Source organism: Xanthomonas arboricola pv. juglandis, from assembly GCF_905367715.1.
Lineage (GTDB): Bacteria > Pseudomonadota > Gammaproteobacteria > Xanthomonadales > Xanthomonadaceae > Xanthomonas > Xanthomonas arboricola.
Genome location: NZ_HG999362.1, coordinates 3,142,931 through 3,169,368, shown reverse-complemented (window position 1 = coordinate 3,169,368; position 26,438 = coordinate 3,142,931). Strand labels below are relative to the sequence as shown.

General features: G+C 66.9%; 24 protein-coding genes. 12 read left to right on the top strand and 12 right to left on the bottom strand.

Annotation, left to right across the window (positions count from 1 at the left end; all coding sequences use genetic code 11):
• Positions 1 to 3 precede the first annotated feature (3 nt).
• Positions 4 to 759: a DUF6065 family protein gene (locus KHN93_RS13840; protein WP_104559426.1), complete on the bottom strand. Its 756-nt coding sequence runs from the start codon at positions 757 to 759 to the stop codon at positions 4 to 6.
• Between the two features lie 99 nt (positions 760 to 858).
• On the opposite strand from KHN93_RS13840, the gene tldD reads away from it, so the two are divergent.
• Positions 859 to 2,304, top strand: a complete 1,446-nt coding sequence (gene tldD, locus KHN93_RS13835) for a metalloprotease TldD (protein WP_104559427.1) — start codon at positions 859 to 861, stop codon at positions 2,302 to 2,304.
• Between the two features lie 158 nt (positions 2,305 to 2,462).
• Here the strand turns inward: tldD and yjgA are convergent, their stop codons facing one another.
• Positions 2,463 to 3,044, bottom strand: coding sequence for a ribosome biogenesis factor YjgA (gene yjgA / locus KHN93_RS13830; protein WP_104559428.1), 582 nt, complete (start codon positions 3,042 to 3,044; stop codon positions 2,463 to 2,465).
• 52 nt (positions 3,045 to 3,096) lie between these two features.
• On the opposite strand from yjgA, the gene pmbA reads away from it, so the two are divergent.
• The gene (pmbA, locus tag KHN93_RS13825) at positions 3,097 to 4,464 is read left to right on the top strand and encodes a metalloprotease PmbA (protein WP_104559429.1); all 1,368 of its coding nucleotides are present in this window, start codon (positions 3,097 to 3,099) and stop codon (positions 4,462 to 4,464) included.
• A 98-nt stretch (positions 4,465 to 4,562) separates the two neighbouring features.
• Positions 4,563 to 5,027, top strand: coding sequence for a DUF4870 domain-containing protein (locus tag KHN93_RS13820; protein ID WP_181141802.1), 465 nt, complete (start codon positions 4,563 to 4,565; stop codon positions 5,025 to 5,027).
• Between the two features lie 70 nt (positions 5,028 to 5,097).
• Here the strand turns inward: KHN93_RS13820 and KHN93_RS13815 are convergent, their stop codons facing one another.
• The 6 genes from KHN93_RS13815 to KHN93_RS13790 all read right to left on the bottom strand — a co-directional run bounded on the left by KHN93_RS13815 (position 5,098) and on the right by KHN93_RS13790 (position 10,964).
• Entirely contained in the window at positions 5,098 to 6,195 is a 1,098-nt protein-coding gene (locus tag KHN93_RS13815; RefSeq protein ID WP_039522258.1) for a M35 family metalloendopeptidase, read from the bottom strand.
• A 173-nt stretch (positions 6,196 to 6,368) separates the two neighbouring features.
• Complete coding sequence (locus KHN93_RS13810; protein WP_146096650.1) at positions 6,369 to 6,674, bottom strand: hypothetical protein; 306 nt, start codon at positions 6,672 to 6,674, stop codon at positions 6,369 to 6,371.
• Positions 6,675 to 6,698: 24 nt separating this feature from the next.
• Positions 6,699 to 7,574, bottom strand: a complete 876-nt coding sequence (locus KHN93_RS13805) for a polyprenyl synthetase family protein (protein ID WP_065032482.1) — start codon at positions 7,572 to 7,574, stop codon at positions 6,699 to 6,701.
• Between the two features lies 1 nt (position 7,575).
• On the bottom strand, positions 7,576 to 7,839 hold the full coding sequence (locus tag KHN93_RS13800) for an exodeoxyribonuclease VII small subunit (protein ID WP_016903977.1): 264 nt from the start codon (positions 7,837 to 7,839) through the stop codon (positions 7,576 to 7,578).
• A 31-nt stretch (positions 7,840 to 7,870) separates the two neighbouring features.
• The gene (gene tilS / locus KHN93_RS13795; protein ID WP_211920413.1) at positions 7,871 to 9,166 is read right to left on the bottom strand and encodes a tRNA lysidine(34) synthetase TilS; all 1,296 of its coding nucleotides are present in this window, start codon (positions 9,164 to 9,166) and stop codon (positions 7,871 to 7,873) included.
• 91 nt (positions 9,167 to 9,257) lie between these two features.
• On the bottom strand, positions 9,258 to 10,964 hold the full coding sequence (locus KHN93_RS13790) for an alkaline phosphatase family protein (RefSeq protein WP_167707086.1): 1,707 nt from the start codon (positions 10,962 to 10,964) through the stop codon (positions 9,258 to 9,260).
• Between the two features lie 142 nt (positions 10,965 to 11,106).
• On the opposite strand from KHN93_RS13790, the gene KHN93_RS13785 reads away from it, so the two are divergent.
• From KHN93_RS13785 to KHN93_RS13775, 3 genes are all read left to right on the top strand, one after another.
• Positions 11,107 to 12,447, top strand: coding sequence for a dicarboxylate/amino acid:cation symporter (locus tag KHN93_RS13785; protein WP_039522251.1), 1,341 nt, complete (start codon positions 11,107 to 11,109; stop codon positions 12,445 to 12,447).
• 9 nt (positions 12,448 to 12,456) lie between these two features.
• Positions 12,457 to 13,293 (top strand): class I SAM-dependent methyltransferase, encoded by an 837-nt coding sequence (locus KHN93_RS13780; RefSeq protein ID WP_104554027.1) that lies wholly within the window; start codon positions 12,457 to 12,459, stop codon positions 13,291 to 13,293.
• A 106-nt stretch (positions 13,294 to 13,399) separates the two neighbouring features.
• Entirely contained in the window at positions 13,400 to 13,891 is a 492-nt protein-coding gene (locus KHN93_RS13775; protein WP_016903982.1) for an acyl-CoA thioesterase, read from the top strand.
• A 149-nt stretch (positions 13,892 to 14,040) separates the two neighbouring features.
• Here the strand turns inward: KHN93_RS13775 and KHN93_RS13770 are convergent, their stop codons facing one another.
• Both KHN93_RS13770 and KHN93_RS13765 read right to left on the bottom strand, forming a co-directional pair.
• Positions 14,041 to 14,790, bottom strand: a complete 750-nt coding sequence (locus tag KHN93_RS13770) for a C40 family peptidase (RefSeq protein ID WP_016903983.1) — start codon at positions 14,788 to 14,790, stop codon at positions 14,041 to 14,043.
• 109 nt (positions 14,791 to 14,899) lie between these two features.
• Complete coding sequence (locus KHN93_RS13765; RefSeq protein WP_175430018.1) at positions 14,900 to 15,508, bottom strand: C40 family peptidase; 609 nt, start codon at positions 15,506 to 15,508, stop codon at positions 14,900 to 14,902.
• Between the two features lie 46 nt (positions 15,509 to 15,554).
• On the opposite strand from KHN93_RS13765, the gene KHN93_RS13760 reads away from it, so the two are divergent.
• The 6 genes from KHN93_RS13760 to KHN93_RS13735 all read left to right on the top strand — a co-directional run bounded on the left by KHN93_RS13760 (position 15,555) and on the right by KHN93_RS13735 (position 21,728).
• Entirely contained in the window at positions 15,555 to 16,034 is a 480-nt protein-coding gene (locus tag KHN93_RS13760) for an FKBP-type peptidyl-prolyl cis-trans isomerase (protein ID WP_024939526.1), read from the top strand.
• Positions 16,035 to 16,241: 207 nt separating this feature from the next.
• Positions 16,242 to 17,486 carry a DUF418 domain-containing protein gene (locus KHN93_RS13755; protein WP_104554028.1) on the top strand — a complete coding sequence of 415 codons (1,245 nt, stop codon included), beginning with the start codon at positions 16,242 to 16,244 and terminating at the stop codon, positions 17,484 to 17,486.
• A gap of 7 nt (positions 17,487 to 17,493) precedes the next feature.
• Entirely contained in the window at positions 17,494 to 18,744 is a 1,251-nt protein-coding gene (locus tag KHN93_RS13750) for an NAD(P)/FAD-dependent oxidoreductase (protein ID WP_104559434.1), read from the top strand.
• Positions 18,741 to 20,111, top strand: a complete 1,371-nt coding sequence (gorA, locus tag KHN93_RS13745; protein ID WP_104559435.1) for a glutathione-disulfide reductase — start codon at positions 18,741 to 18,743, stop codon at positions 20,109 to 20,111. The genes KHN93_RS13750 and gorA overlap by 4 nt, the downstream gene beginning before the upstream one ends.
• Positions 20,112 to 20,581: 470 nt before the next feature.
• Positions 20,582 to 20,989: an MGMT family protein gene (locus KHN93_RS13740; protein WP_104559436.1), complete on the top strand. Its 408-nt coding sequence runs from the start codon at positions 20,582 to 20,584 to the stop codon at positions 20,987 to 20,989.
• 40 nt (positions 20,990 to 21,029) lie between these two features.
• Positions 21,030 to 21,728 (top strand): rhomboid family intramembrane serine protease, encoded by a 699-nt coding sequence (locus tag KHN93_RS13735; protein WP_039512199.1) that lies wholly within the window; start codon positions 21,030 to 21,032, stop codon positions 21,726 to 21,728.
• 204 nt (positions 21,729 to 21,932) lie between these two features.
• Here KHN93_RS13735 and KHN93_RS13730 read toward each other — a convergent pair whose 3' ends face one another.
• Both KHN93_RS13730 and KHN93_RS13725 read right to left on the bottom strand, forming a co-directional pair.
• Positions 21,933 to 23,945, bottom strand: coding sequence for a M13 family metallopeptidase (locus KHN93_RS13730; RefSeq protein WP_102253838.1), 2,013 nt, complete (start codon positions 23,943 to 23,945; stop codon positions 21,933 to 21,935).
• A 184-nt stretch (positions 23,946 to 24,129) separates the two neighbouring features.
• On the bottom strand, positions 24,130 to 26,235 hold the full coding sequence (locus tag KHN93_RS13725; protein WP_212579649.1) for a M13 family metallopeptidase: 2,106 nt from the start codon (positions 26,233 to 26,235) through the stop codon (positions 24,130 to 24,132).
• Between the last annotated feature and the right edge of the window lie 203 nt (positions 26,236 to 26,438).

Genomic DNA, 26,438 nt, shown 5'->3' with positions numbered 1-26,438 from the left:
CACTCAGTCGAGCGGACTGTCGCCCTCGCAATCGGCGCGCACGAACATCGGCAGACGCAGGCGCGAACGGTGGCCCTGCACCGGCGCCTGATCGGCATCGGCGACGCCACGGAAATAGCCGCGTTGCCATTTCTCGCGCGCGGCGGCCGACTGCGCATCCGGCAGTTCCTGCAGAAACTGCGTGCGGCTGCGCGTCCAGTCGGCATGCTGCTGGGCCAGTTGCGGCGCCTCGGACAAGGGCTTCCACTGCGGCTGCACCTGTTCGATCAGTTGGCGCGGCAGCGGGAACAGATGGCAGAACGGCTCGCCGGCCTCGAAGCGCACTTGCCCGGGCCGGGTGAACTTCCAGTTCATGGTGAAGGTGTACGGGCTCCAGTCGGTTTCGACCATGCCGCTCAGCGCGCCGATGCCGTCCTTGGGCCGGTTCAATGGCCCGGTGACGAACAGATCCATGCCGGCATCGGTGCGAAACAGGCAGGGCACGTGGAAGGTCAGCACGCCGTAGCCGAAGTGGCTGAGCGCCGGTGAAGCGGCGCCGGCATCGGCATCGATCCGGATCGCATCCAGGCCGTCGCGCCCGTCCCAATTCGCCTCGAAACCGGCCTGGCACAGCAGCTCCCAGCCATGCGCATTGGCGATCGCCAGCGGCAGGCAGCGGTAGGCATAGCGCTGGTCGGTGGCGTCCATCCAGTCGCGCTCGTGCGGGGCAGGGCGGATGTCCAGCGTATGGCCATCCAGGACGTGGGCGGTGAGCTTCATGCGCGGGCGTCGGCGTGGCGATGGACCCGCGATGATAGCCGTGCCGCATGTTCAGCCGAACGACTTGTCTCCCCGGCGCGCGGGCCCCATCCTGACTACATGACCGATAACGCTCTCACTCTGGCCGAAACCCGGCTGCTGCTTCCTTCCGGCCTGGACACCGGCCATCTCGACCGCACCTTTGGCGCCCTGCTGGGCCCGGGCATCGACTTCGGCGACCTGTACTTCCAGCATTCGCGACGCGAGAGCTGGAGCGTGGAAGACGGCATCGTCAAGGACGGTGCGCATTCCATCGAACAGGGCGTGGGGGTGCGCGCGATTGCCGGCGAGAAGACCGGCTTCGCCTATTCCGATGACATCCAGCGCGACGCCTTGCTGGAGGCGGCGCAGTCCGCACGAGCAATCTCGCGCGAGGGCGGTGCGCAATCCATCCGCTCGCTGGTGCGCGGCAACGGCCGTGCGCTGTACCCGGCCACCGACCCGATCGACGACATGGACAGCGCGACCAAGGTCGATCTGCTGCGCCGTATCGACCAGTACGTGCGCGCCGCCGACCCGCGCGTCAAGCAGGTGATGGTGAGCCTGTCCGGCGGGGTGGACACGGTGCTGATCGCGCGCAGCGACGGCGTGCTTGCCGCCGACGTGCGCCCGCTGGTGCGGCTGAACGTGCAGGTGATCGTCGAGCAGGGCGGGCGGCGCGAGTCCGGTTACTCCGGCGGCGGTGGCCGTTACGGCTATGCCGAACTGTTCGCCGATGGCCGCCCGGAAGGCTTCGCCCGCGAAGCGCTGCGTCAGGCGCTGGTCAACCTGGATGCGATTCCGGCGCCGGCCGGCGTGATGCCGGTGGTGCTCGGCCCGGGTTGGCCCGGCGTGCTGCTGCACGAGGCGGTGGGGCATGGCCTGGAAGGCGACTTCAACCGCAAGGGCACCAGCGTCTACGCCGGCCGTATCGGCGAGCGCGTGGCCTCGCCGGGCGTGACCATCGTCGATGACGGCACCCTGGATGGCCGCCGCGGCTCGCTCAATATCGACGACGAGGGCACGTCGACCCAGTGCACCACGTTGATCGAAGATGGCGTGCTGGTCGGCTACATGCAGGACACCCACAACGCGCGCCTGATGGGCGTGGCGCCGACCGGCAACGGCCGGCGTGAATCGTTCGCGCACCTGACCATGCCGCGCATGACCAACACCTACATGCGCGCCGGCCAGCACGATCCGCAGGAAATGATCCGCTCGGTGAAAAAGGGCATCTACGCGGTCAACTTCGGCGGCGGCCAGGTCGACATCACCAGCGGCAAGTACGTGTTCTCGGCCACCGAGGCCTATCTGATCGAAGACGGCAAGGTCACCGCGCCGGTCAAGGGCGCCACGCTGATCGGCAACGGCCCGGAGACCATGCAGAAGGTGCGCATGATCGGCAACGACCTGGCGCTGGACGAAGGCGTGGGCGTGTGCGGCAAGGACGGGCAGAGCGTGCCGGTCGGCGTCGGCCAGCCGTCGCTGCTGATCGACGGCATCACCGTTGGTGGAACGCAGGCCTGAGATGCGGGGATTTGGGAATCGGGATTCGGGATTCGGGATTCGCAACAGCAGGAAGCGCCACGCGTGGCGGGTTCCGCTTGGGTGGATCCGGGAGCCGGGATCTGGGATTGGCAACGGCCGGGATGGCCGTTGCGGGGCTGGGTGGATTGGGCGGAGGCTTACTCGTCGGCGTCCGACGCCGGTTCGTCGTCTTCCAATCCCGATTCCCCACTCTCCAATCCCTGCTCCTGAGACAGCTCGCGCAGCACCTGGAACAGCTCGCGGTAGGCGCGCGGCGGTTTGTTCTTGGCCCGCTCGTGGATGGCATTGCGCACCAGCTGGCGCAGTTGTTGACGGTCGGCGGCCGGGTAGGTTTCCAGCAGTTCGGCCAGCGCCACGTCGCCTTCGGCGAGCAGGCGCTCGCGCCAGCGCTCGACGCGGTGGATCGCGGCCACTTCGCGGCGCGCGGTGTCGCTGTTGGCATCCAGTGCATCGCGGATTGCGGCCAGCGTTTCGTCGTCCTCGCGGCGCATGTGCTTGGCCAGAAACGCCAGCTGGCGCTTGTGCGCGATATGCGAGGTGATGCGCTTGCTCTCCTCGATATGCGGGATCAGCGATTCGGGCACCGGCAATTTGGCCAGCTGCGCCGGAGTGAGCGCCACCAGCTTTTCGCCCAGGTCGAAGATTTCCAGCGCCTCGCGCCGCTGCTGGCTGCGGCTGGCGCCGCGGAATTCACCGGTGTCTTCGTCGCGTCCGCGCATTGCCATCCATCCGAAACAAGAAGTTATTCATCATTGAGACTAGGATAAAGCATTGAACGCACTCTCCTCTGAAACACGTGTCCAGGACGACAGCCTGCAGCGCCTGGACGCGCTCACCGACATCGCGCAGCGCCTGCTCGAGCGCGCCCGTGCCGCCGGCGCCACCCAGGCCGAAGTGAGCTGCAGCGAAGAGCGCGGGCTGGACGTCAACGTGCGCCTGGGCGATGTGGAAACGGTGGAATCCACCCGCGACCGCGGCATTGCGGTCACCGTGTACTTCGGCAAGCGCAAGGGCAGCGCCAGCACCGCCGATCTGCAGGATTCCAGCCTGGAATCTACCGTAGCCCAGGCCTGCGCGATCGCCCGTTACACCGAAGACGACGTGGCTGCCGGCCTGGCCGATCCGGAACTGATGGCGCGCGACTTCCCCGAGCTGGACAGCTGGCACCCCTGGGCGCTGGACGCCGACACCGCGGTGGACTTGGCGCTGGCCTGCGAGAGCGCCGGGCGCGATGCCGATGCGCGGATCAGCAACTCCGACGGAGCCTCGGCCAGCACCGGGCTCAGCCTGTCGGTCTACGCCAACTCGCATGGCTTCATCGGCCGCGAGCGCGGCACCCATCATTCGATCAGCTGCGCGCTGATTGCCGGCCAGGGCGACGGCATGCAGCGCGATGGCTGGTACAGCAGCGCGCTGGCGCGCGAAGACCTGGAGGCGCCGGAAGCGATCGGCCGCCACGCCGCCGAACGTACCCTGGCGCGGCTGCAGCCACGCTCGCTGCCGACCGGCCAGTTGCCGGTGCTGTTCGCGCCGGAAGTGGCGCGCTCGCTGGTCGGGCATCTGCTCGGCGCGGTCTCCGGCGGCGCGCTGTATCGCCGCGCCAGCTTCCTGCTCGACAGTGTCGGCAGCAAACTGTTCCCGGACTGGTTCAACATCGAAGAACTGCCGCACCTGCGCCGCGGCCTGCGCTCGGCCGCCTTCGATGGCGAAGGCGTGGCGACGCGGCGTTCGGCATTGATCAGCGACGGCGTGCTGCAGCGCTATGTGCTGGGCAGCTACTCGGCACGCAAGCTGGGCCTGCAGACCACCGCCAACGCCGGCGGCGTGCACAACCTGCAGGTCACCGCCAACGCCGGCGACCTGGCTTCGCTGGTTGCCGGCATGTCGCGCGGCCTGCTGATCACCGAGCTGATGGGCAACGGCGTCAATCCGGTGACCGGTGATTATTCGCGCGGCGCCGGTGGCTTCTGGATCGAGAACGGCGTGATCGCCTATCCGGTCGACGGCCTGACCATCGCCGGCAATCTGCGCGAGATGTTCGCCGGCATCGAGGCGGTCGGCAACGACGTCGATCCGCGCTCGCACGTCAAGATCGGCTCGGTGCTGCTCAACCGCATGACGGTGGCAGGCGATAGCTGAGCGCGGCCGAGCAGGGCTGCTGCGCCAACTGCACAGCGCCCGGCGCGCGCGCGTCTTGCCGCTCTGCCTGGCGGTAGCCGCCGTGCACCGCCGAGACCATGTCTTCCCGCACTGGTGGCTGGCTGAATCGTTGCTATAGTCCGCCGCACCACAACCATGCATGGGGAGACATGATGAGCGAATTCGAGTCACACGCCGTACCGCCGCCGCCGCCGATCGGGACCAACACGCCGTCGGAGGAGCGCACCCTGGCGCTGGCCGCGCATTTGCTCGGCATCCTGACGTCCTTCATCGGCGCGCTGGTGATCTGGCTGATCAGCAAGGATGCCAGCCCGTCCAAGCCGTTCGCCACCGATCAGGCCAAGGAGGCGTTGAACTTCCAGATCACCGTGATCATTGCCTATGTGGCTGCGGTGATCCTGACCATCGTGTCGTTCGGCATCCTGTTCTTCGTGCCGACGCTGGTGTGGATCGCCAACCTGGTGCTGTGCATCCTGGCCGCGGTCAAGGCCAACAACGGCGAACACTACCGTTATCCGTTCACGCTGCGCCTGATCAAGTAATCCGGCGCGGTACGAATGACAAAGGCCCGGCAGCGATGCCGGGCCTTTGTCGTTTCAGGCGATGATGCGATCAGTTCTGCGCCGGGGTGTTCTCGGCGAAGTACTCGTGGCTGTCGGCATTGGTGATCGCCTGGGCCGGGTTGCTGATCGCCAGGCTGCGCGCGCCGGACTGCCCGTAGACACGGTCCTGGGTGCCGGCGACGACCGTGAAGTGGCTGGTCTCGTGCACCAGCGTGCCGGCCTTGGAGTCGGTGCCGGTTGTCGACGCACTCCAGAACGCATTGCAGACATGGATCTCGTACGGCTGGTTCGGATAGACGTAGGCGAAGGCGTCCGCCAGATCCGCTTCGCAGCTGCAGTTGATCGTCAGCTGGCCGTTGTTCTGGTCCAGCGCGTTGTCGATGTTGACGAAGTTCGAGCTGACCCGGCTGTAGCGCGAGGCGTTGTAGGCGCCGAACCAAGTGGTGTAGCGCGCGCCGGTGCTGCCGGCATTGAGGTAGTTGCGCGCGTTCTGCGAGTAAGTACGCGCGGCAGTGACGGCACTGGCGGCCTGGTTGGTGCGGGTGGTGCTGCAGTTGAGGTAGTTGATGCCATTAACCACGGCGGTCGGACCGATTGCGAGCTGGCGTTGCACGCCGCGACGCGCGCCATCCAGCCAGACGGTGAGCGGTGTGCTGGTGGCCACGGCCGGCTGGCCGTTGGCCGCCTTCATCAGACTGCCGTCGGACAGCGAGGCGTATTGCAGCGACGAACGGACCTGGATGGTGTAGTTGCCACTGGTCGACAGATCGTAGGCGCCGGCCAGATCGACCTCGCCCTTGACGCTCTGGCCGGGCTTAAGGATGGTGAAGTCGGCCGCCTTGGGCAGGCCGCGCTTGACCAGGCGTCCGGTGTAGGCCACCGGCGCGCCATCGCGGCTCACTTCCAGGATGCCGTTGTCCAGCGTCTGCAGCGGTAGTTGATAGGTGGGCACGCGGGCGATCTGGCTGCCGTTGTTGGTGACGGTCACCGCGATCTTGCCCTGATGTCGCCCGGCCTGATCGGCGACCGGTGCCAGTTCGATGGTCAACGGGACCGGGCCGCGCACGGACTGCGCCTGCGCCGAACCGAGCACGCCAACAACGGCCAACGTACCTGCTGCAAACGATGCGAGAAAAACGTTCTTCACCAGTGACTCTCCATGTGGTCGGGGGATGTCCGCGGACGCGGGCAGGTCAACCTAGGCAGAGCGAGCAGACGCAACAAGAGAATCGATTGCTGCCGTTTTTGGCCTGCTGGTGGCTACGCAATGACAAATATGGACATCGATGGCGACAATTCAGCGGAGAATTGCGGATCGGTTCACGCTTTTCGGCCGGTTTGCGGAAATTTACATGTGAAAAATGTATGGAAAGAGAATTTACGTTCTGTGACACAGCGCAGCACTTGCAGGGCGGTGCGCTGCAACCGCACCGTGCGCTGGCGCACGGTGTGCGCAAAGGCCGGTGCGACCGGCTGATCACTGCGGGCTGCTGGAGTCGAACGTGCTGCCGTAATCGCAGTGCGTGGTGACATTGCAGCCGCTGCAGTGGCCTGCTCACCCTGCGCATTGGCGGTGCCGGTGCTCTGTTGCCAGACATCAACACGCGGGGCGCGGCGCGGCTGCACGGCCGCTCGAACGAACGCAGCGCGCTAGTGCGCGCGGTCCACCGCAAACCGGCCCAGCGTCGCCAGCGTGTCGCCGGGCGCACCGTAGGGCTGCAGGATGTCGTGCATGCGGGTGGCCAGTTCGGCCAGCTTGGCCTTGGCGCCGTCCATTCCGAGCAGGGCAGGATAGGTGGACTTGGCCTGCGCGGCGTCCTTTCCGGCGGTCTTGCCCAGCTGCGCCGAGCTCGATTCCACATCCAGGATGTCGTCGCGAACCTGGAACGCCAGGCCCAGCGCATCGGCAAACGCATCCAGGCGTTGCTGGTCGTCGGCTGCGGCGGCGCCGGTCAGCGCGCCCATGCGCACCGCGGCGCGGATCAGCGCGCCGGTCTTGAGGGCGTGCATGCGCTCGAGATCGCGCAGCGATTGCAACTGGCCGGTGGCATCGATATCCAGCGCCTGGCCGCCGCACATGCCGGCAGCGCCTGCGGCGGTGGCCAGACTCTGCAGCCAGCCGACCCGCAGCTCCGCGCTGACCGGGGCCGCAGCCAGCAGCTCGAAGGCGCGCGTCTGCAGCGCGTCGCCGGCCAGGATCGCCGTGGCTTCGTCGAAGGCGATGTGCACGGTGGGCTGGCCACGGCGCAAGGCGTCGTCGTCCATTGCCGGCAAGTCGTCGTGCACCAGCGAATAGGCGTGGATCAGCTCCACCGCCACTGCGGGCGTGTCCAGGCGGTCCTCGTCGGCGCCGAACAGCGCGCCGGTCGCATACACCAGCAGCGGACGCATGCGCTTGCCGCCGCCCAGCACCGCGTGCCGCATCGCGGCGTGCAGTCGCTGCGGCGCCAGGGTGGGGCTGGGCAGACTGGCCTCCAGGCTGCGTTCGGTGCGGCCGATCCAGTGCTCGAACAACGCCGAACTCACCTCAGCCGCCGTCCTGCGACGGCGCCTGGAAGTCTTCGGCCAGATCGGGGCGCGCGGGGTCGGTCAGCATGCGCACGCGCAGTTCGGCCTGTTCCAGTGCCTGCTGGCAGTCGCGGTACAGGCCGATGCCGCGCTCGTAGGCGGTGAGCGATTGCTCCAGGCTCTGGTCGCCGACTTCCATCTTCTGCACCAGTTGCTCGAGTTCTTCCAGCGACTGTTCGAAGCGGGCGACCGGGGATGTTTCGTTCAAGGATTTTTTGACCATCGTCAAAGTGTGCGGCGCGCAGGCAGGCGGGTCAATTCGCAGTGGCGTGGTCGCGCCATCGCAGGGATGCGCCATGCGCACACAGCCAGTCGCTCAATGCCGCCGAGACGATGCAGTCGCCGGCTGCCAGCACCTGGCCATCGGCCCACAGGACCGGCAGGCGCGCGCGTTGCCAGGGCGGTAGATTCAGCGCCTGCAGCAGGTGCTTGAGCCGGTGCGAGTGCGCGCGCTGTGGCAGCACAATGCGTTCGCCACCCTGGCGTGCGCGCACCAGCAGCGGTTGCGCGAAGCGCAGGCCGGGTGCGCCGTGCAACTGCAGTTGCGCGCCATCCGGCAGTGGCAGCGGGGTCGTGCCATCCCAGCAGGCCTGCCATGACGCCGGCCACGCGCTGTGAGGACGCAGCAGATACAGGCACTGGCGCCAGCGCCGCACCTGCACCTGTTGCCAGGCAAAGCAGGCCTGCCGATCCGGCGCGGCGTCGTAGATTTCCTGCTCCAGGGCGGCAACGCCGTGCGCAGGCAGCGGTGGCACCTGCGCTGCAGCCACCCAGGCGCGCAGCAGCCGCGGCCGACGTGTTGCCGGCTGCGCACGCAAGGCCTGCAGATCCAGTGCGCCGGCGGCGGTCAGCAGGCCGGGCAGCAGCGCGGTGTCCTCCTGCAGCAGCAGGTCGCTGGCATCGGCGCTCAGCTGCGCGCTGCGTGCCAGTGCCTCGGCGGCCTGCGGCCAACGCTGCTGCAGTACGGGCATCAGCTGGGTACGCAGGAAGTTGCGGTCGTGGCGGGCATCGGCATTGCTGGGGTCTTCGATCCACTGCAGGCGATGTGCCTGCGCATACGCCAGCACCTCGGCGCGCGCGTGCGCCAGCAGGGGGCGCCACAGCATGCCGGCGGCGAAGGGACGCTGCGCGCGCATCGCCGCCAAGCCGTCCGGGCCGGAAGCGCGCAGTGCGCGCAGCAGGAAGGTTTCGGCCTGATCACCGCGATGGTGCGCCAGCGCCAGCCATTCGCCGGGCGCCAATGCCGCGGCAAACGCGGCGTGGCGTGCATGGCGTGCCGCCGCTTCCAGCCCCAGGCCGCTGTCGCGCGCGACCTGCACGTGCGCGATCTGCAGGGGGACGTGCAGGGCGTCGCATTGGCGCTGGCAATGCGCGGCCCAGGCGTCGGCATCGGCATGCAGGCCATGATGCACGTGCACTGCACGCAGCCCCGTGTCGCGATAACGCGGCGTCGCTGCCAGCAGGTGCAGCAAGACGCTCGAATCCACGCCGCCGCTGTAGGCGACCAGCACCGGGCCGGGCGGCACTGCGGGTGGCAGCAATCCGGTCATCGATGCAGGTGGCGTGCTGCGACGCTGCATCCGCACGCGGGCGGCGGGGTATGCCGCGCCACCACCGTCCGCGCTGCGCGCAGCCTGCCCATCAGCGCTTGGCCGCAGTCTCGAACGTGGCCGACTGCGGCAACTCCACCGGCACGCCGGCGCTGTCGCAGGTACCGGCCTTGCACAGGCGCTCGCGCAGGCGCGGGGTGGCCTGGACGATGACGTGGTAGATCACGTTCTCCTCCAGCGTGCCGCGGAAGGCGGCGCTGCCCGGGCCGGTGGCCCAGATGCCGACGTCTTCGCCGCCATGGCTTTCGGACTTGGTCGGCACCAGCGATTCCTGCATGTAGCTGGGCGCCTCGGTATCGACATGGGTCAGGTCCGGGCGGCCGGCGGCCGGCTCGCTGTTGCTGGGTTCGTGCGGGTACTTCTTGGGGCCGGCCGGCTGTGCGTTGCTGGCGCCGGTGTAGCCGGGGCCGTTGGCATAGCTCAGCGTGGTGTAGGGCTGGCCGGCCAGGTCGGTGGCCAGCTGGCTGCGGTCGCCTTCTTCGCCGCCGGTGCCGCGTACCTTGCCCAGGATCGGGTTGCCGCGCACCGGGTAGCCGACGAAGTTGAGCGTATGCGAATGGTCGGCGGTGACGATGATCAGCGTGTCCGGCGGCGCGGTCTGCACGGCAGTGCGTACTGCATCGGACAGCGAGACGGTTTCGTCGAGCGCGCGGTAGGCATTGCCGGCGTGGTTGGCGTGATCGATGCGGCCGCCTTCGACCATCAGCACGAAGCCGTTCGGGTCGCGCGACAGCGACTGGATCGCGGTGCGGGTCATCTCGGTCAGGCTGGGCTCGCCCTGCGGGGTGCGATTGCGGTCGTGATCGAACTGCATGTGATCCGGCTCGAACAGGCCCAGCAGTGCGGGCGCGCCGGTGGCCGCCTGCAACTGTTGTTCGTTCCACACATAGGCGCCCTGCGGGTGTGCCTGCTTCCACTCGGCGACCAGGTCGCGGCCGTCCAGGCGCAGGCCGACCTTGTCGTCGTATTCCGGATCGCGTTCCTGCACGGTCTGGAACTGGCTACGTCCGCCGCCCAGCACCACTTGCGGGCCACGCCCGAAGCGCGCGCTGGACAGTAGTTGCTGGGCGATGTCCTGGCAGCCGGCAGTGCGGGCGGACTCGGGCAGGTCGGTATCGTTTTCCCAGTTGCGGTCCGGCGAATGTGCATAGGTCGCCGCCGGGGTGGCGTGGGTGAGGCGGGTGGTGGTGACGATGCCGGTGGCCATGCCGGCGCTGTCGGCCAACTGCAGCCAGCTCAACAAGCCCTTGCCCAGGCTGTCGGCGCAGTCGCTGCGGTTGCCGCTGCTGACGCCGATCGCACCCATATGCGTTTTCACCCCGGTGGTGATCGCGGTCATGGTGCCGGCCGAATCCGGCGTCTGCGAATCGGTGTTGTAGGTCTTGCTGAAGGCGGTGGCCGGGAACTGCTCCCACGACAGCAGGTTCTCCTCGCCCGGCCCGCCCTTGCGCTGGCCATCCAGGATGCGTGCTGCCGCCACCGTGGTCAGGCTCATGCCGTCGCCCAGGAACAGGATCACGTTGCGCGCGCGCCCGGCCATCGCGCCATTGCCGGCTGCGCGCGCGGCGCCCGAGCGGTACCACCATTGCGGCGTCTCGCCGGCGGGATGCGCCACCTGCGGCACCTCCACGCGCACGGCGGCGGGCGCGGATGCGCTGGTGCCGGCGCTGGAGGCGCAGGCGGCGACACACACGGTGGTCAGGGCGGCGAGGGCAGGCAGGCGGTAACGCATCGGCATCGAACTCGTGACTGAATCAGCGCGCATTATGCCGGGATGCCTGGTGTCACACAGATGACACGCCGCTGTTCCAGTCGTGGCCTCGCGGGCGGCGCGGGCCTGGGCTATGGTGCATGCACTCTCCCCCCGGATGATTCGACGCATGACATTGGTCTCGGCCTGGTTGCGCATTCCGTTCTGGCAACGCGTGGTGGCCGGCTTCGTGCTCGGCGCGCTGGCCGGCTGGGCCATGGGGCCGGCGGCCGATGTGTGGTTCGGCCCGCTCGGCGATCTGTACGTCACCCTGATCAAGATGATCGCGATCCCGCTGGTGTTCTTTGCGGTGATCAATGCGATCTCCTCGCTGCACGGGCAAAAATCCGTCGCCGCGCTCGGTGGGCGCACCTTCCTGTGGTTCGTCATCACCGCTGCGCTGGCGGTGGGCGTGGGCCTGGCGGTGGGCACGTTGATGCAACCCGGCGCCGGCCATTTCAGCCTGAGCGTGGATTCGGCCTGGAAACCGCGCGATGTGCCCAGCCCGATCAAGGTGCTGCTGGACGTGGTGCCCTCCAACCCGTTCTACGCACTGACCGGCATCGGCACCAAGACCAATGCGGCCGGCGAAACGGTACTGGCTGCCGGGCGCGGATCGATCCTGCCGGTGATCTTCTTCGCCGCGCTGCTGGGCTTTGCGATGGTCAAGCTCGGCGAACGCGTGGCCGAGGCACGCAAGCTCACCGCGCAGTTGAGCGACATCATGATCCAGGTCACTCGCTTCGTGCTGGAGATGACCCCGCTCGGCACCTTCGGGCTGATCGCCAGCCTGGTCGGCAGCTATGGCTTCGAGAAACTGCTGCCGTTCGGCAACTTCGTGCTGGCGCTGTATGTGGCCTGCGCGATCCATATCGTGGTGGTCTACAGCAGCCTGTTGTTGCTGCATGGATTGAATCCGTGGAAGTTCTTCCGCGGCGCGGCGCCGGGTATGCAGGTGGCCTTCGTCAGCTCGTCGAGCTTTGCCGCGATGCCGGTGGCGATGCGCTCGATCACGCACAACCTGGGCGTCAGCAAGGACTACGCCGCGTTCGCAGTGCCGCTGGGTGCCAGCATCAAGATGGATGGCTGCGGTGCGATCTTCCCAGCCCTGTGCGCGGTGTTCATCGCCCAATACACCGGCGTGCCGCTGACCGCCAACCAGTACTTCGTGGTGTTGATCGCCTCGGTGCTGGGCAGCTTCGGCACCGCCGGCGTACCCGGCACCGCAGTGATCATGGCCACGGTGGTGTTGAGCGCGGCCAATCTGCCGCTGGAAGTGATCGGCTACCTGTACGCGATCGACCGCATCCTCGACATGATGCGCACCATGACCAACGTGACCGGGCAGATGCTGGTGCCGGTGCTGGTGGCCAAGGAAACCGGCCTGCTCGACAAGGCGGTCTACGAGTCGGCCTCGACCAATGTGGGGCTGGAAGATCCGCTGACCGATCGCGCGCCGACGCAGCGCTGACCGCCGCCGATGCGCGCTGGATTTCCCACGCTGCGTGATCGCCTGCAGCAGTTGCCCGAGTTGCACTGCGTCGAGGGCGTGTTGGTGCAGCGGTCGTTGGCCGATGACCCGTTCGAGCAGCAGTATCTGCAGGTTCGGCGCAAGGAAGGCCGGCTCTACACCGATGCACAGGTGCGCAGCCTGCCGCGTCCCGGCGGCAAACTCGGCACGAGTCTGGAATGGCAGGTGCGCGCGCTGTCCAGCGCCTTGCTGGTCCAACACCTGCGCGCGCAGGCAGGCGAGGGCGCCATTGCCGAACTGGGCTGCGGCAACGGCTGGCTGTCGCAGCTGCTGGCGCAGTCGCTGCAGCGCGACGTCTGCGGCATCGACGTCAACCGCACCGAGCTGAACCAGGCCGCGCGCGTGTTCGGCCACGACCAGCGCCTGAGTTTCATCGCCGCCGACATCCAGACCCTGGCGCTGCCACGCGATCTCTTCGATGTCATCGTGATCCCGGCCTGCATCCAGTATTTCGCCGACCCTGCGGCATTGGTCGTGCGCCTGCTCGCTCAACTACGCGACGGCGGCGAGCTGCACATCCTCGACAGCCCGCTGTATGCAGATGCGCAAGCCGCCAACGCAAGCGCCGCGCGCAGCCTGCGTTATTTCACCGAACTGGGCGTTCCGGCGCTGGCCGCGCACTACCACCAGCACACCTACGCCAGCTTCGAGCGCTTTGTGGTGCAGCGACTGTTCGACCCGCGCCGCCCGGGTGCGCGCCTGCGAAGAATGCTCAGAATGAAACAACCCCACTTTCCGTGGCTGTGCCTGCGCAGGCAGGACAACCTGGATGCGCTGCGTTCCTGAGTGAAGCGTCGGTCCTGCCGGACGCGGCGTCAGGCGTTTGGCCCGGGCGCGCTGACCTCCCACCCGCATGGCACACTGCCAGCTCATCCATTGACGGGGGCGGGCGGTGATTGGCCAACAGCGTGATCTGACATTTCGTTTTCTGGCCGAGCCCAGCGACGTCAACTTCGGCGGCAAGGTGCATGGCGGCGTGGTGATGAAGTGGATCGACCAGGTCGGCTTTGCCGCGGCCAGTGGCTGGAGCGGGCATTACTGCGTCACCGTGGCGGTGGGCGGCATTCGCTTCGTGGCGCCGGTGCGGATCGGCGATCTGGTCGCGGTGTCGGCCAAGCTGGTCTACACCGGCCGCACCAGCATGCACTTCGCCATCGATGTGCGAGCGCGCAGCCCGATGGGCGGCGACTCGCGGCTCTGCACGCATTGCATCATCGTGTTCGTGGCGATGGACCCGGATGGTGTCACGCCGGTGGAAGTGCCTTCCTGGCGGCCGGACACGCCAGAGGATCAGCGCCTGGCCGAATACGCGCTCAAGGTGATGGAGCTGAGCAAGGGCATCGAGGACACCATGGCGCATTACCAGGCCGATGCCGCGCGCTGATCGCGGTGGCAAGGTGCGCGGTGCTGCGTACGTGACCCGGATGCGTGCGCGGCGACGGCAGGGAGCTTCCGCGCAAAGACCGTTCACCACGCAAAAGGCCGCGGGATCTCCGCGGCCTTTCTGTCGTGCAGTGGATCAGGTGCTCGGGATCACAGCACCCGACGTGCCTGGATGAACTTCTCGCTCCAGTAACCGCTGGCCAGCGAATCCACCCGCACGTCCTTGCCGCGGCTGGGCGCGTGCAGGAACTTGCCATCGCCGACCACCAGGCCCACATGGTCGATGCGGCCACGCCTGCCGAAGAACACCAGATCGCCTGCCTTGAGCGCGTTGGGGTCCTTGATCAGCTCAGCAGACTCGTCGCGCGCGATGTCGCGTGACACGCGCGGCAGGTCGATGCCTAGGGCGGTCTTGAACACATAGCCGACCAGGCCGCTGCAGTCGAAACCTTCGGTGGACTCGCCGCCCCAGACGTACGGGGTGCCGAGCAGGGCCATGGCGCGTTGCAGGATCACCTGCACACGGCTGTCGGCCACGGCGTTCTGGGCAGCATTGGCTGCGCTCTGGGAGACGTCGTAATTGGCCAGCAGGCGGCTGAGGTCACCGGCGAACATCGCCGAGCGGTCCATCAGCGGAATGGCGTCGTTGGCGGCCAGGTGCGGAAGCAGGGCGGCCAGTGTTGCGGTGGCAGCGGCGTCGGCGCGGCTGCGGGTTGCGGCTTTCTCGGCGGCGACGGCGCTGTCTGGCGTGGTCGTCTGCGGAGCGGATGCGGTGCCGTTGGCGGTCTGGGCCAGGGCGGGTAGGGCTGCGAGCCAAAGAGCAGTGGCGCATAGCAGGCGGAGCGGTTTCCGGGGCGGAAGCGGTGCGGCGCCAGTGTTGATCTGTTCGTCGTTCGTCACGCGGGAATCACAATTCTGCTGTCGATGCGGGATGATGCCTTGGTGAAAGAATCGTTACGTTCAAAAAAGGTTAAATTTCCGTTTTATAAAATGTGATGCACGTCACATATCAGGGCAAAACCCGCTTTGAGCCTGAATAATGGTCACGCCAGTAGGCGCCATCCAGGAAATCCAAGCGGACGGTACCGCCGGTGTTCGGGGCATGTACGAAGCGGCCTTCACCGACATAAATGCCGACATGGGTCACGTTGCCGCTGGAGCCGAAGAAGACCAGGTCGCCGGTGGTCAACTGCTCCGGTGGAATGCGCGGGCCCTGCACCGCGGCCAGCTCACGCGAGGTGCGTGGCAGCGATAGCGCCAGCACATCCTTGTAGACATAGGTGACCAGCCCGCTGCAGTCGAAGCCGGTTTCCGGCGTATTGCCGCCAAAGCGATATGGCGTGCCGACCAGGCCCAGCGCACGCATCAGGATGTTGTTGGCGGCGGCCGGGTTGGACGGCGGCACCTGCGGCCAGACACGCGGTGCCGGTGGCGGGGTGGCGGCCGGTCGACGGACCGGCGCCTGTGCGCAACCGCCCAGCAGCACGAGCAGGCCCAGCAACGAACTGGCCGCGGCGCGGCGGGCGCGGGCGGCGAAAACTGGCGTGATATGCATGGAGCCGGGATAATGGGCGGTTCGAAAGGTCGCCATGATGGCGGCGCACCCGGCGGCCGACAAGCCGTCCTCCACCGTCTGCCACCGGGCAGCCTATCCAGAGCCAGGCATGAAGATCGAAAAAGACAGCGTCGTCCGCTTCCACTACACCGTTTCCGAGCTCGGCCAGGAGCCGATCGAGAGCTCCAAGGAGCGTGACCCGTTGGCGATCATGATCGGCCACGGCAACATCATTCCGGGCCTGGAAGCGGCCATGATGGACAAGGAAGCCGGCGACAGCTTCGGCGTGGACGTCAAGGCCACCGAAGCGTACGGCGAATACCGCGAAGGCCTGAGCCAGCGCGTGCCCAAGAAGCACTTCGGCGCCACCAAGCTAGTCCCGGGCACCCAGGTGGTGCTGCAGACCAACTTCGGCCCGCGCGCAGTGACGGTGCAGAAGGTCGGCATGAGCGTGGTCGACGTCGATCTCAATCACCCGATGGCCGGCAAGGACCTGCACTTCGACGTGGAGATCATCGAGGTGCGCGAAGCCACCCAGGAAGAGCGCGACCACGGGCATGTGCATGGCGAAGGCGGCCATCACCACTGAGCGCAGTCGTCACACGGCCTGTGTGGCAGGCGGACCGATGCGGGCTATCTGCAGGATCGGCATGCACCGCACGGTGATGCTGGCTTGCACGCGCCGATCGTGTCCGTGTGACCAGCGTTGGCTGGATGTGTTCCCGCGGCCCGCCATCTCGGCGGGCTGTTTGCATGTTGCGCGCCGCGATCGCCGCGCCGCGCTGCCAGCGCCGAGATGACTCCGCGCGATCCCCTGCTGCCCATCGCAACCAGCGAGCGAATCGCGGTGCTCGACGTGCTGCGCGGTTTTGCGCTGCTGGGCATCCTGCTGATGAATATCGAAGCCTTCGTCGGTCCGCTCGATCTGGCGGTCACCGGCGTGGAGCCGCATTGGCACGGCGCCGACCGGGTTGCCGATGCGCTGGTGTACCTGTTGGTGCAGGGCAAGTTCTACACGCTGTTCTCGCTGCTGTTCGGCATGGGCTTTGCGGTGATGGCGCAACGCGCCGCGCAGGCCGGGCGCGGGTTGTTGGGCACCTATCTGCGTCGTACCGTCGGGCTGCTGGTGATCGGCCTGCTGCATGCGTTGCTGCTGTGGTCCGGCGATGTGCTGGTCACCTACGCCTTGCTGGCCTTGTTGCTGCTGGCCACACGCTCGGTGCCGACGGTGACGCTGCCGTGGTTTGCCGCGCTGGTCTACTGTTGCGCGCCCGCGTTGATGCTGCTGTACGGCGTCGCAGGCACCTTGATGCAGCTCGACCCGGCGGCTGCCGTTGAATGGAAGGCCGCGGTGGCCGATGCGGCGCAACAGGCGGCAGCGAACGTGCAGGCACAGCGCGCCGCCTTCGGGAGCGGCAGCTATGCGCAAGCGACGCTGCAGCGCTGGCACGACCTGCGGCAGGCGATGACCGGGCTGAGCATCAATGGCCCGGCGATGCTCGGTATGTTCCTGCTGGGCAGCTGGTTTGTGCGCAGTGGCGCGATCGCCGCGCCCGAGCACTTCCCGCGCCTGTTTCGGGCCCTGCGCTACGGCGTGCTGCCGCTCGGGCTGGGCGTGATGGGGGTGAGTTACGCGCTGGAGCCGTGGATCGATCCGGCGCGGCTGGATCTGCGCCTGTCAGGTGCATTCGCGTTGTCGTTGATTGCCGGCCCGCTGATGAGCCTGGGCTATGCGGCGTGGGTGGTGCGCCTGGCGCCGCGCCTGGCATGGCTTGCGCCCGCCGGGCGCATGGCGCTGACCAATTACCTGATGCAGTCGCTGGTGTGCACGTGGATCTTCTACGGTTATGGGCTGGGCTATTTCGAGCAGCTGCCGCGCGTATGGCAGCTGCCGTTCGCGCTGGCGCTGTTTGCGCTGCAGGTGGTGCTGAGCCAGCTGTGGTTGCGCTGGTTCCGCTTCGGGCCGATGGAATGGCTATGGCGCAGCGTGACCTATCTGCGTGTGCCGCCGATGCGTCGCAGCGACGCGCGCGTGGGGTAGTGCGCACATGAGCGCCGCGCCTGTCGATGTGGTGGTGGTCGGTGCCGGCGCCATTGGGCTGGCGACTGCGCTGGCACTGGTCGAAGCGGGCCGGCAGGTGCACGTGCTCGATGCCGGTGCGGTGGGGGCGGCGACGTCGTACGGCAACTGCGGCACCATCACGCCGAGCCATGCGCCGCCGCTGGCAGCGCAGGGCATGATCGCGCAGGCGCTGAAGTGGATGCTGACGCCGGACGCGCCGCTGTATATCCGGCCACGTTTGGACCCGGCGCTGTGGCGCTGGTTGCTGCAGTTCGCGCAGCGCTGCAATACGCGTCACTGGCAGGCCAGCGCGCAGGCGCGCGCGGCGTTGCTGGGCGATGCGCGGCAACGCTTCGACGACTGGGTCGAGCGCTATGCGCTGGACTGCGAATTTCGCAGCGATGGGCTGGACTACGTGTTTGCCGATGCGCGCCGCTTTGCGCACTATCGCCACGAGTGCGGCGTGCTTGCGCAGTGGGGTATCCAGGCCGAAATGATCGACGGTGCCGACTACGTGCGGCAGGATCCGGCATTCCGCGCCGGCATTGCCGGTGCGATCCATTTCCCCGGCGATGCGCATCTGCGCCCGGAGCGTTACACCGCAGAACTGGCAAGAGTGCTGCGCGCGCGTGGTGCGGTGATCCAGGCGCAGTGCCGCGTCGATGCGGTGGTGCCGGACGCACGTGGCGCGTGCGTGCACACCACGCGCGGGCGACTGCAGGCGCGCGAGGTGGTCATCGCTACCGGCCCATGGTCGCCGCTGCTGGCGGCGCAACTGGGATTGCGTCTGCCGGTGCAGGCCGGCAAGGGTTATTCGATCACCTATAGCGCCCCGGCGCTGATGCCGCGTCGCCCGGTGGTGCTGAAGGACCGGTGGGTGTTCGTGGTGCCGTGGCGCGATCGCCTGCGGATCGGTAGCACGATGGAATTCTCCGGGCACGACACCCACCTCAATCCCACGCGCCTGGCGGCACTGGAGCGCGCAGCGGCCGATTATCTGCATGCGCCGGCCGGTCCGGCGGTGATCGAGCGCTGGTATGGATGGCGGCCGATGACCTGGGACGACGTGCCGGTGCTGGGCGCGGTGCCGTGCCGTCCTCACGTCTGGCTCGCAGCCGGACATGGCATGCTCGGCATCAGCATGAGCACTGCAAGCGGACAATTGATGGCCGACCTGATCACGGGCCGCGCACCTGCGCTGGACCCGCATCCCTACCGGGCGGAGCGCTTCGCATGAGTGCCCGGTACGACTACGACGTGGTGATTCTGGGGGGCGGCTCCGGTGGACTGGCCGCTGCGTTTCGCGCAGCCAAGTATGGCGCGCGCGTGGCGATGATGGAGCCGAACGAATTGGGCGGCACCTGCGTCAATCTCGGCTGCGTGCCGAAGAAGGCGATGTGGCTGGCGGCCGATCTGGCCGGCAAGATCGAGTTGGCCGGGGCGCTGGGTTTCGATGTGCCGCGACCGACCCTGGCGTGGCAGGAACTGGTCACGCACCGGCAGGGCTATATCGGCAACATCCACGCCAGTTATCGGCGCCGCCTCAACGAAGATGGCGTGGTCATGATTCCGCAGCGCGGTGTGTTGCAGGATCGCCATACCATCATGGGCGGTGACGGCGTGCCGGTGACCGCCGAGCACATCGTGATCGCCACCGGCGCGCATCCGCTGCGCCCGGACATCGAAGGTGCCGAGCACGGTGAGGTGTCCGACGATTTCTTCAATCTCTGTCATGCACCCGCGCAGGTAGCGATCATCGGCGGCGGCTATATCGCGGTGGAAATCGCCGGCCTGCTGCAAGCGCTGGGCAGCCGTGTGCATCTGTTCGTGCAGGGCGAGCGGTTGCTGGAACGCTTCGATGCCGAGCTGACCCTGCAACTGGCCGACAACCTGCGGCATCTGGGCGTGCGCCTGCATTTCGGTTTTTCCACCACCGGCCTGGAGCGCGATGCAGAAGGCAAGCTGCGCGTGCATGGGCATCCCGCGCACCCCAGCGAGCAGGGCAACGACGTCTTCGACAAGGTGTTTTTCGCCACCGGCCGGCGTGCCAACACGGCAGGGCTGGGTCTGGAAGAGGTCGGCGTGCGCCTGGGCGACAAAGGCGAGGTGGTGGTGGACGAAGGCCAGACCACCAGCGTGCCGAACATCCATGCCATCGGCGATGTCGGCGGCAAGGTCGGACTGACGCCGGTGGCGATCACCGCGGGGCGCAAGTTGATGGATCGCCTGTTCGGCAAGCAGCCGGATGCGCGCATGGACTACGAAGGCGTGCCGAGCGTGGTGTTCTCGCATCCGCCGCTCGGGCAGGTCGGGTTGACCGAGGAGCAGGCACGCGCGCGGCACGGCAGCGCGGTACGCATCTACCGCAGCAACTTCCGCCCGATGTTGCACGCGCTGGCCGACGCGCCGCAGCGCAGCCTGTTCAAGCTGGTCTGCGTGGGCGAACAAGAGCGCGTGGTCGGCGTGCATCTGCTGGGCGAGAGCGCCGACGAAATGCTGCAGGGCTTTGCGGTGGCAGTGAAGATGGGTGCGACCAAGCGCGACTTCGACGAGACCGTGGCGATCCATCCCACCTCGTCGGAAGAGATCGTGTTGATGCACTGATGCACTGATGCATTGGTGCGGCAGTTGTGACCGGGCCGACGAGGGCATCAGCGCTCTGCCGGATGCAGGGACTGACGTCGGCCCCTGCGTGTCACAACTTGCGGCAGCCCCGCGTGACACTGCACACCACTCCTGCACCCGACGTAAGTGCGCTTGACGCAGGTCAGGCCCCCGCAAGCAAACGGATCAAAGCCCCTCTCCCCTCGGGAAAGGGGTGAGGGTCCGGCACGTTCGATGCATCACTCAGCTGCCGATCTGCCGTCCCAGCCGGCCATGCCTCATCCGGCCATGCGTGGAAGTTGACCGCGCTGATTGTCCGCCGTGCCTCGTGCCGCCCGAACCCTCACCTCAATCCCGCTTCGCGCTGTCGGCCAAGGCGCGTCAAGACACGCGCAGCGACAGCGCGCAAACACTGCCTCCTCGCTCGGACGGAAGAGGGATTTCAATCCCATAGCTGGCATCCTTGCGCGATGTCCAAGCTCCGCAAGCCAACGAGTCGTCGATCCGCCAATCCATCTGCGCGCGCCGCCTCCAACGCCGAGCCGCTCTCCGGCGAACAGGCGCGACTGCGCATTCTTGCAGCGATTCGGGCAATACCTTCCGGCCAGGTTGCCGGCTATGGCGAGGTCGCACTGCGCGCCGGCCTGCCCGGGCGGGCGCGGCTGGTGGCGCGCGTGCTCAGCGGCAATGATGATCCGCAGCTGCCCTGGCACCGGGTGCTGCGCAGCGATGGCCGGATCGCGTTGCCGGAAGGCTCGTCCGGCTACCGTGAGCAATGCCGGCGGCTGCGTGCCGAAGGCGTGGTGGTCGAGCAGGGCCGGGTGCGCCGTGCGAGTGCCGCGCAGCGGCTGGACGCCGCCGTGTGGGGACCTTCATAAGCCTGCCGTTATGATGGTTGGCATTCCGAAGGATGCCGTCATGCCCCAACTGCCGCCCGTCACCAAAGCGTTGTTGATCGCCAATATTGGCTTGTTCCTGCTGCAATGGGCACTGGGCGACCTGGGCGCCGGCGTGCTGCCCTCCGATGCGGCGCTGTCCTCGTTGATGCTATGGCCGATTTCCAACGGCTTCGATGCGTTCTCGCCCGGCGCCAGCTTCATGCCGTGGCAGTTGCTGACCTATGCGTTCCTGCATGGCGGTTTCAACCATCTGTTCTTCAACATGCTGGCGCTTTTCATGTTCGGCGCGGCGCTGGAGCAGACCTGGGGGCAGAAGCGCTTTCTGACCTATTACCTGGTGTGCGTGGCCGGTGCCGGCGTGTGCCAGTTGCTGATGGCCTGGTTCACCCAGAGCGGGGCGCCGGTGGTGGGGGCGTCGGGTGGTGTGTTCGGTCTGTTGCTGGCCTACGGCATGCTGTTCCCCAATCAGCGGGTAATGCTGCTGTTTCCGCCGATTCCGATGAAGGCGCGCACCTTTGTGATCGTGTTCGGTGCAATTGAACTATTCCTGGGTGCGACCGGCTGGCAGCCGGGCGTTGCCCACTTCGCGCATCTGGGCGGCATGCTGTTCGGCTGGCTGATGATCCGTTACTGGCGCGGGCAGTCGCCGTTTGGCGGCAGTGGCGGCAAAAAGGGCGGTGGCAAGGGACGCAAGCCGCCGCTGCGTGTGGTGCGCTGAGGCGTGGCAACACCCTGATTCGTAGGAGCGGCCCTGGCCGCGATGGGGCGTTACCGGTAAAGCTTCATCGCGGCCGGGGCCGCTCCTACCAAGCGTGCGCTGTCATAGATGAAATGCCAGGCACAAAAAAAGAGCGCGGAGTCCGCGCTCTTTTTTATTGCCTGCCACTGCGTGTTGATTGCCAGTGACTTCCTGGCGCTTGAATCAGCGCCAGATCTTCAACTGCTCGGCGTCAACGCGCTGCATCGGCTGGCCGGCCTTGCAGCTGAACGCCGCACCGAACTCCGGCAGGTTGGACAGCGGGCCGTTGGTGCGCCACTGGCCCGGCGCCCGGATGTCGGCGCTGGCGCGCTGCACCGCTTCGTTCGGCGACAGCTGCTGGGCCCACAAGCCGGCCCAGGCAGTGAAGAACGCCTGCTTGTCGGCCTCGGTGGCCGCGGGCTGTGCCTTGCTGAAGGCCTGCCAGGCCAGTTCGATGCCGGCCAGGTCGGCCAGGTTTTCTTCGGCGGTCTGCGCACCGTTGACCTTGACGTTGGGCACGCCCGGGTACGGGTAGGCACCAAACTGGCTGGCCACCTTGTCGGTCAGCAGGGTCCAGCTGGTCTTCTCGGCCGGCGTCCACCAGCTGCGCAACTCGCCCTTGGCATCCACCAGCGAGCCCTTGGCGTCGATGGCGCGGGTGATTTCGTGGGCGACCAGCGCGCCGTAAGCGCCGTACTGCGCGGCCGGCGTGCTGCCGGCGGTGAGCACCGGCGGCTGCAGCACGGCGGCGGTGATGATCAGGCGGTTCTGCGCAATGTCGTAGGCCACTGCCGGCTGCTGCGGCAGCACGTCCCAGCGCCGGTCGGCGTTGCCCTTGCCGATGCGCTTCATCTCCTCGCGGTGACGCCAGGTCGAGGCAATCAGCATGTTGCCGCCAAAGCTGCCGCGGCCCATCGGCTGCACGGTGTAATCCAGATCACGACGCGGCGCGCCGACTTCGATCTTCATCGCCGCCAGCTTGGCCTTGGCTTCGGCGATCACCTCACCGTTGCCCCAGCCGGTGCGCTCCAGCGCGGCCAGCTGCGCGTCGCGCACCTGGTCGGCGATGGCTTCGGCCTGGCGGCGCGTGTCGCTGCTCAGGTAACGCGCCACGTATTCGCGGCCGAGCATCGGGCCGGCGGCGATATTGATCGCGTCCAGCACCTGCTGCCAGCGCTGCGGCGGCAGCGCATCGCCACGCAGCAGACGGCCGCGGAACTGGTACTCGGCATCGTGGAAGCTCTTGGACAGGTACGGCGCCATCGCATCGCCCACGCGCCAGCGCAGATAGGCCTTCCACTGCTCCGGCTTGATGCTGACGATCATGCTGTCGAGCTGCTTGAACATGGCCGGGTCGGCCATCGACACCAGGTCGTCCTTGACGCCCTGCGCTTCCAGGAAGTCGGCCAGGCGCAGATTCTTGTACTGCTTGGTCAGCTCCTTGGTGGCGATCGGGGCGTAGTTGTTGAACGGGTTGTTGATGCCCTGCACCGACTGCGCGCTGCGCGCCAGCGCGGTCTCGATCTGCAGCACCGAGGCGGCATCGGCGTCGAGCCGGTCGGCCGGGGTGCCGGTCAGCGCCAGGATCTGCTTGACGTAGGCGCGGTAGCGGCCCATCAGCGCCTGGGTGTCGGCATCGGTGCGGGTGTAGAACGCCGGGTCCGGCAAGCCCATGCCGCCCTGCATGAAATACCCGATGTGGCGATCCAGCGCCTTCAGGTCCACGTCGGGGCCGAAGTTGAAGCCGACCGGGATGCCGACCTGATGCAATGCTGCGATGGAAGCGGGCACATCCTTGGCCTTCTTGATCGCGTCGATGCGCGACAGCAAGGGGGCGATAGGGTTGGAGCCGTCCTTTTCGACGGATGCTTCGTCCAGGCCGCTGGCCCAGAAGTCGCCGAGCAGCTTCTGCACATTGCCCTGCGGCGTCTTCATCGATGCATCCAGCAACTCGCGTTGCTGCTGCAGCGCGCGCTCGGACAGCTGGCCCAGCGCGGTGACGGCACCGGCCTGCGGCACCGGGTTGGCCTTGAGCCAGCCGGCATTGGCGTAATCGTAGAAATTGGTGCAGGCCGCCGACACGGCCGGCGCCTTGGGAGCAGCTTTCTTCTTGCGAGCGGCGTCGGCGTCGGGGGCGGACAGCAGCGTGATCAGGCTGAAGCCAAGAGCGAGGGCAAGCGGACGAATGGTGGGCATCGAGAAGAAGGGTGGCCAGATTGAAGTCGGCGGAGTTTAGCAAGGCTGCGCCCCGTGCAGGCGGGCGCGAGCTGCCGTCGACCCTCGGTGCCGGCCGCTTGCATGAACGCGACAGGCCCGCGGGTGCGGGCCTGTACGTGTTGCGTTGCTGCTGGAAGCGATTGCAGGCGGCACCTGCACCGAATTACCAGATCACCACGCGGTCTTTCTCCGGGCGCACCATTGCATCGCCCGGCTTGCAGGCGAAGGCGGTGGCGAACTGCGGCATGTTTGACGGTGATGCGATGGCGCGCAGGTTGTCCGGTGAGTGCGGGTCGCTCGCCAGGTAGACCAGTTGTTGCTGCTCGCGCGTCTGTCCGCGCCAGTTGCGCGCAAAGCCCAGGAAAAACCGCTGCTCGGGGCTGTAACCGTCGATGCGCGCGACCCGCTCGGGATGCTGGCGCAATGCAGTCTGCAGGGCGTCGTAGGCAATATTGATACCGCCCAGGTCGGCAATGTTCTCGCCGAGGGTGAGCTTGCCGTTGACATGCAGCTTGGGGTGGCTGGGCAGCGGAACATAGGCATCGAACTGCTTTACCAGGGTATCGGCACGCTGTTCGAATGCCTTGCGATCCTGCGCCGTCCACCAATTGACGTTGTTGCCCGCACCATCGAACTGGCTGCCTTGATCGTCGAAGCCATGCGTGGCTTCGTGCCCGATCACCGCGCCAATGGCGCCATAATTCAGGGCATCGTCGGCATTGGCATCGAAGAACGGCGGTTGCAGAATGCCGGCCGGGAAATTGATGGTGTTGGTGCTGGGGCTGTAGTACGCGTTGACCGTCTGGGGCGTCATCGACCAACGCTTGCGATCGGTGGGCTTGCCGATTTGAGCGATGTCATAGCGGTAGTTGAACTTGGCAGCCGCCTGCAGATTGCGGTAATACGCCCCCGGCACGATGTCCAGCCCCGACCAGTCTCGCCAGGTATCGGGGTAGCCGATGTTGGGCAGGAACGCGTTCCACTTGGCGAGCGCCTTTGCCTTGGTTTCGGCGCTCATCCAATCCACGTTTTCGATGCGCGTCTTGAGCGCGGCGCGGACGTTGTCGACCAGTTCGGCTGCGCGTTGCTTGGCTTCGGGCGTGAAGACTTTGGCGACGTAGAGCTGGCCAAGGCCTTCGCCCATGGCGGAGTCGAGCGCGCGCAGGACGCGTTTCCAGCGTGGGCGTTGCTCCGGCTGCCCGGACAGAGCCTTGCCGTAGAAAGCGAAGTTGTTGTCGACAAAGGCCTTGCTGAGATGTTTGGATGCATCGTCGATGGTGTGGAAGCGTAGATACGCCTGCCACTGTGCAATCGGCGCACTCGCCAACTGGTGGTCGAACGCAGCGAAGAAGCGCGGTTGCGACAGCGAGAAGCCGGCACCGACATCCACGCCTTGCGCGGCAAAGAAATCTTTCCACGAAAAGTGCGGGGTGAGCGCGTCTGCCTCGGCAACGCTGACGAAGTTGTACTGGTTCTTGGGTTGGCGTGCGTCGGTCGGCGAAAGCGACGCAGCAGCCAGGCGCGATTCCAGCGCCATCACGTCCTTGGCCTGTGCCTTGGCCGCATCGGCATTGCTGCCGGTGAGCTCGAACGATTTGGCGATGTAGGCCAGATAGGCTTCCCGGATGGGGGCGTACTCGGCGGCGGTGTAGTAGTCCTTCGTTGGCAGGCCGAGGCCGCCTTCGTTGGCGAAGGCGATTTGCTGGTCTGCCTTGTGGAAGTCCGCGCTCGCGCCGAACTGGAAAACCTGGCCGTCGCCCTCCGCGTAGCGGCTCGCGATGTATTTGGCGACATCGCCCGGGGATTTCAGCGCCCCAATCGTCTCCAGCAACGGACGGATGGGTTGGTCTCCCGCTGCCTCGATTGCGGCCTCGTCCATGCCCGAGGCATAGAGCAGGCCAAGCTTGCGTGTGAGCGGGTCGGTCTGCGTATCTACCTGCTTCGCGGCGCTTTCAACAATCTCACGCTGCGTCGTCAGGCTCTTTTCTGTCAGCTCGTCGAACATGCCCCAACTGGTGCGGTCGGCCGGAATCGGATTGGCCTTGGCCCAGGCGCCATTGACGAAGTCGTCCAGGTTTTGGCACGCGCTGGCTGCCGGGCCCAGCTCGCTGATATCGAATGCGGGTTTGCTGGCTGTCGTGGCCGGCGGCGCGGCAGGCGCCGAAGTGGCCGCTGATGCCGGGGCGCCATCTGCATCGGAGGCGCGCTTGCAGCCAGGCAGGGCGACCAGCAGGGCCAGGGCAAGGGTGGAGGTCTTGAGCAAGGGCATATCTGGCATCGGCGAGGAAATGGACTCCGAGCATAAGCGGACGCCGCCTTGCGAGCGCCGGGTTTGAGGTTTGTTGAGCTTGGCCTGGAGACACCGGTTCACGAAGCGCATCCGTTCACCGGGTGCAGCCACGGCAATCCAGGCCGGCGCTGCACAAGCGCTTGTCTCCGGCGTGCCTGCTAAAGCGCTCCCGGGCGAATGGC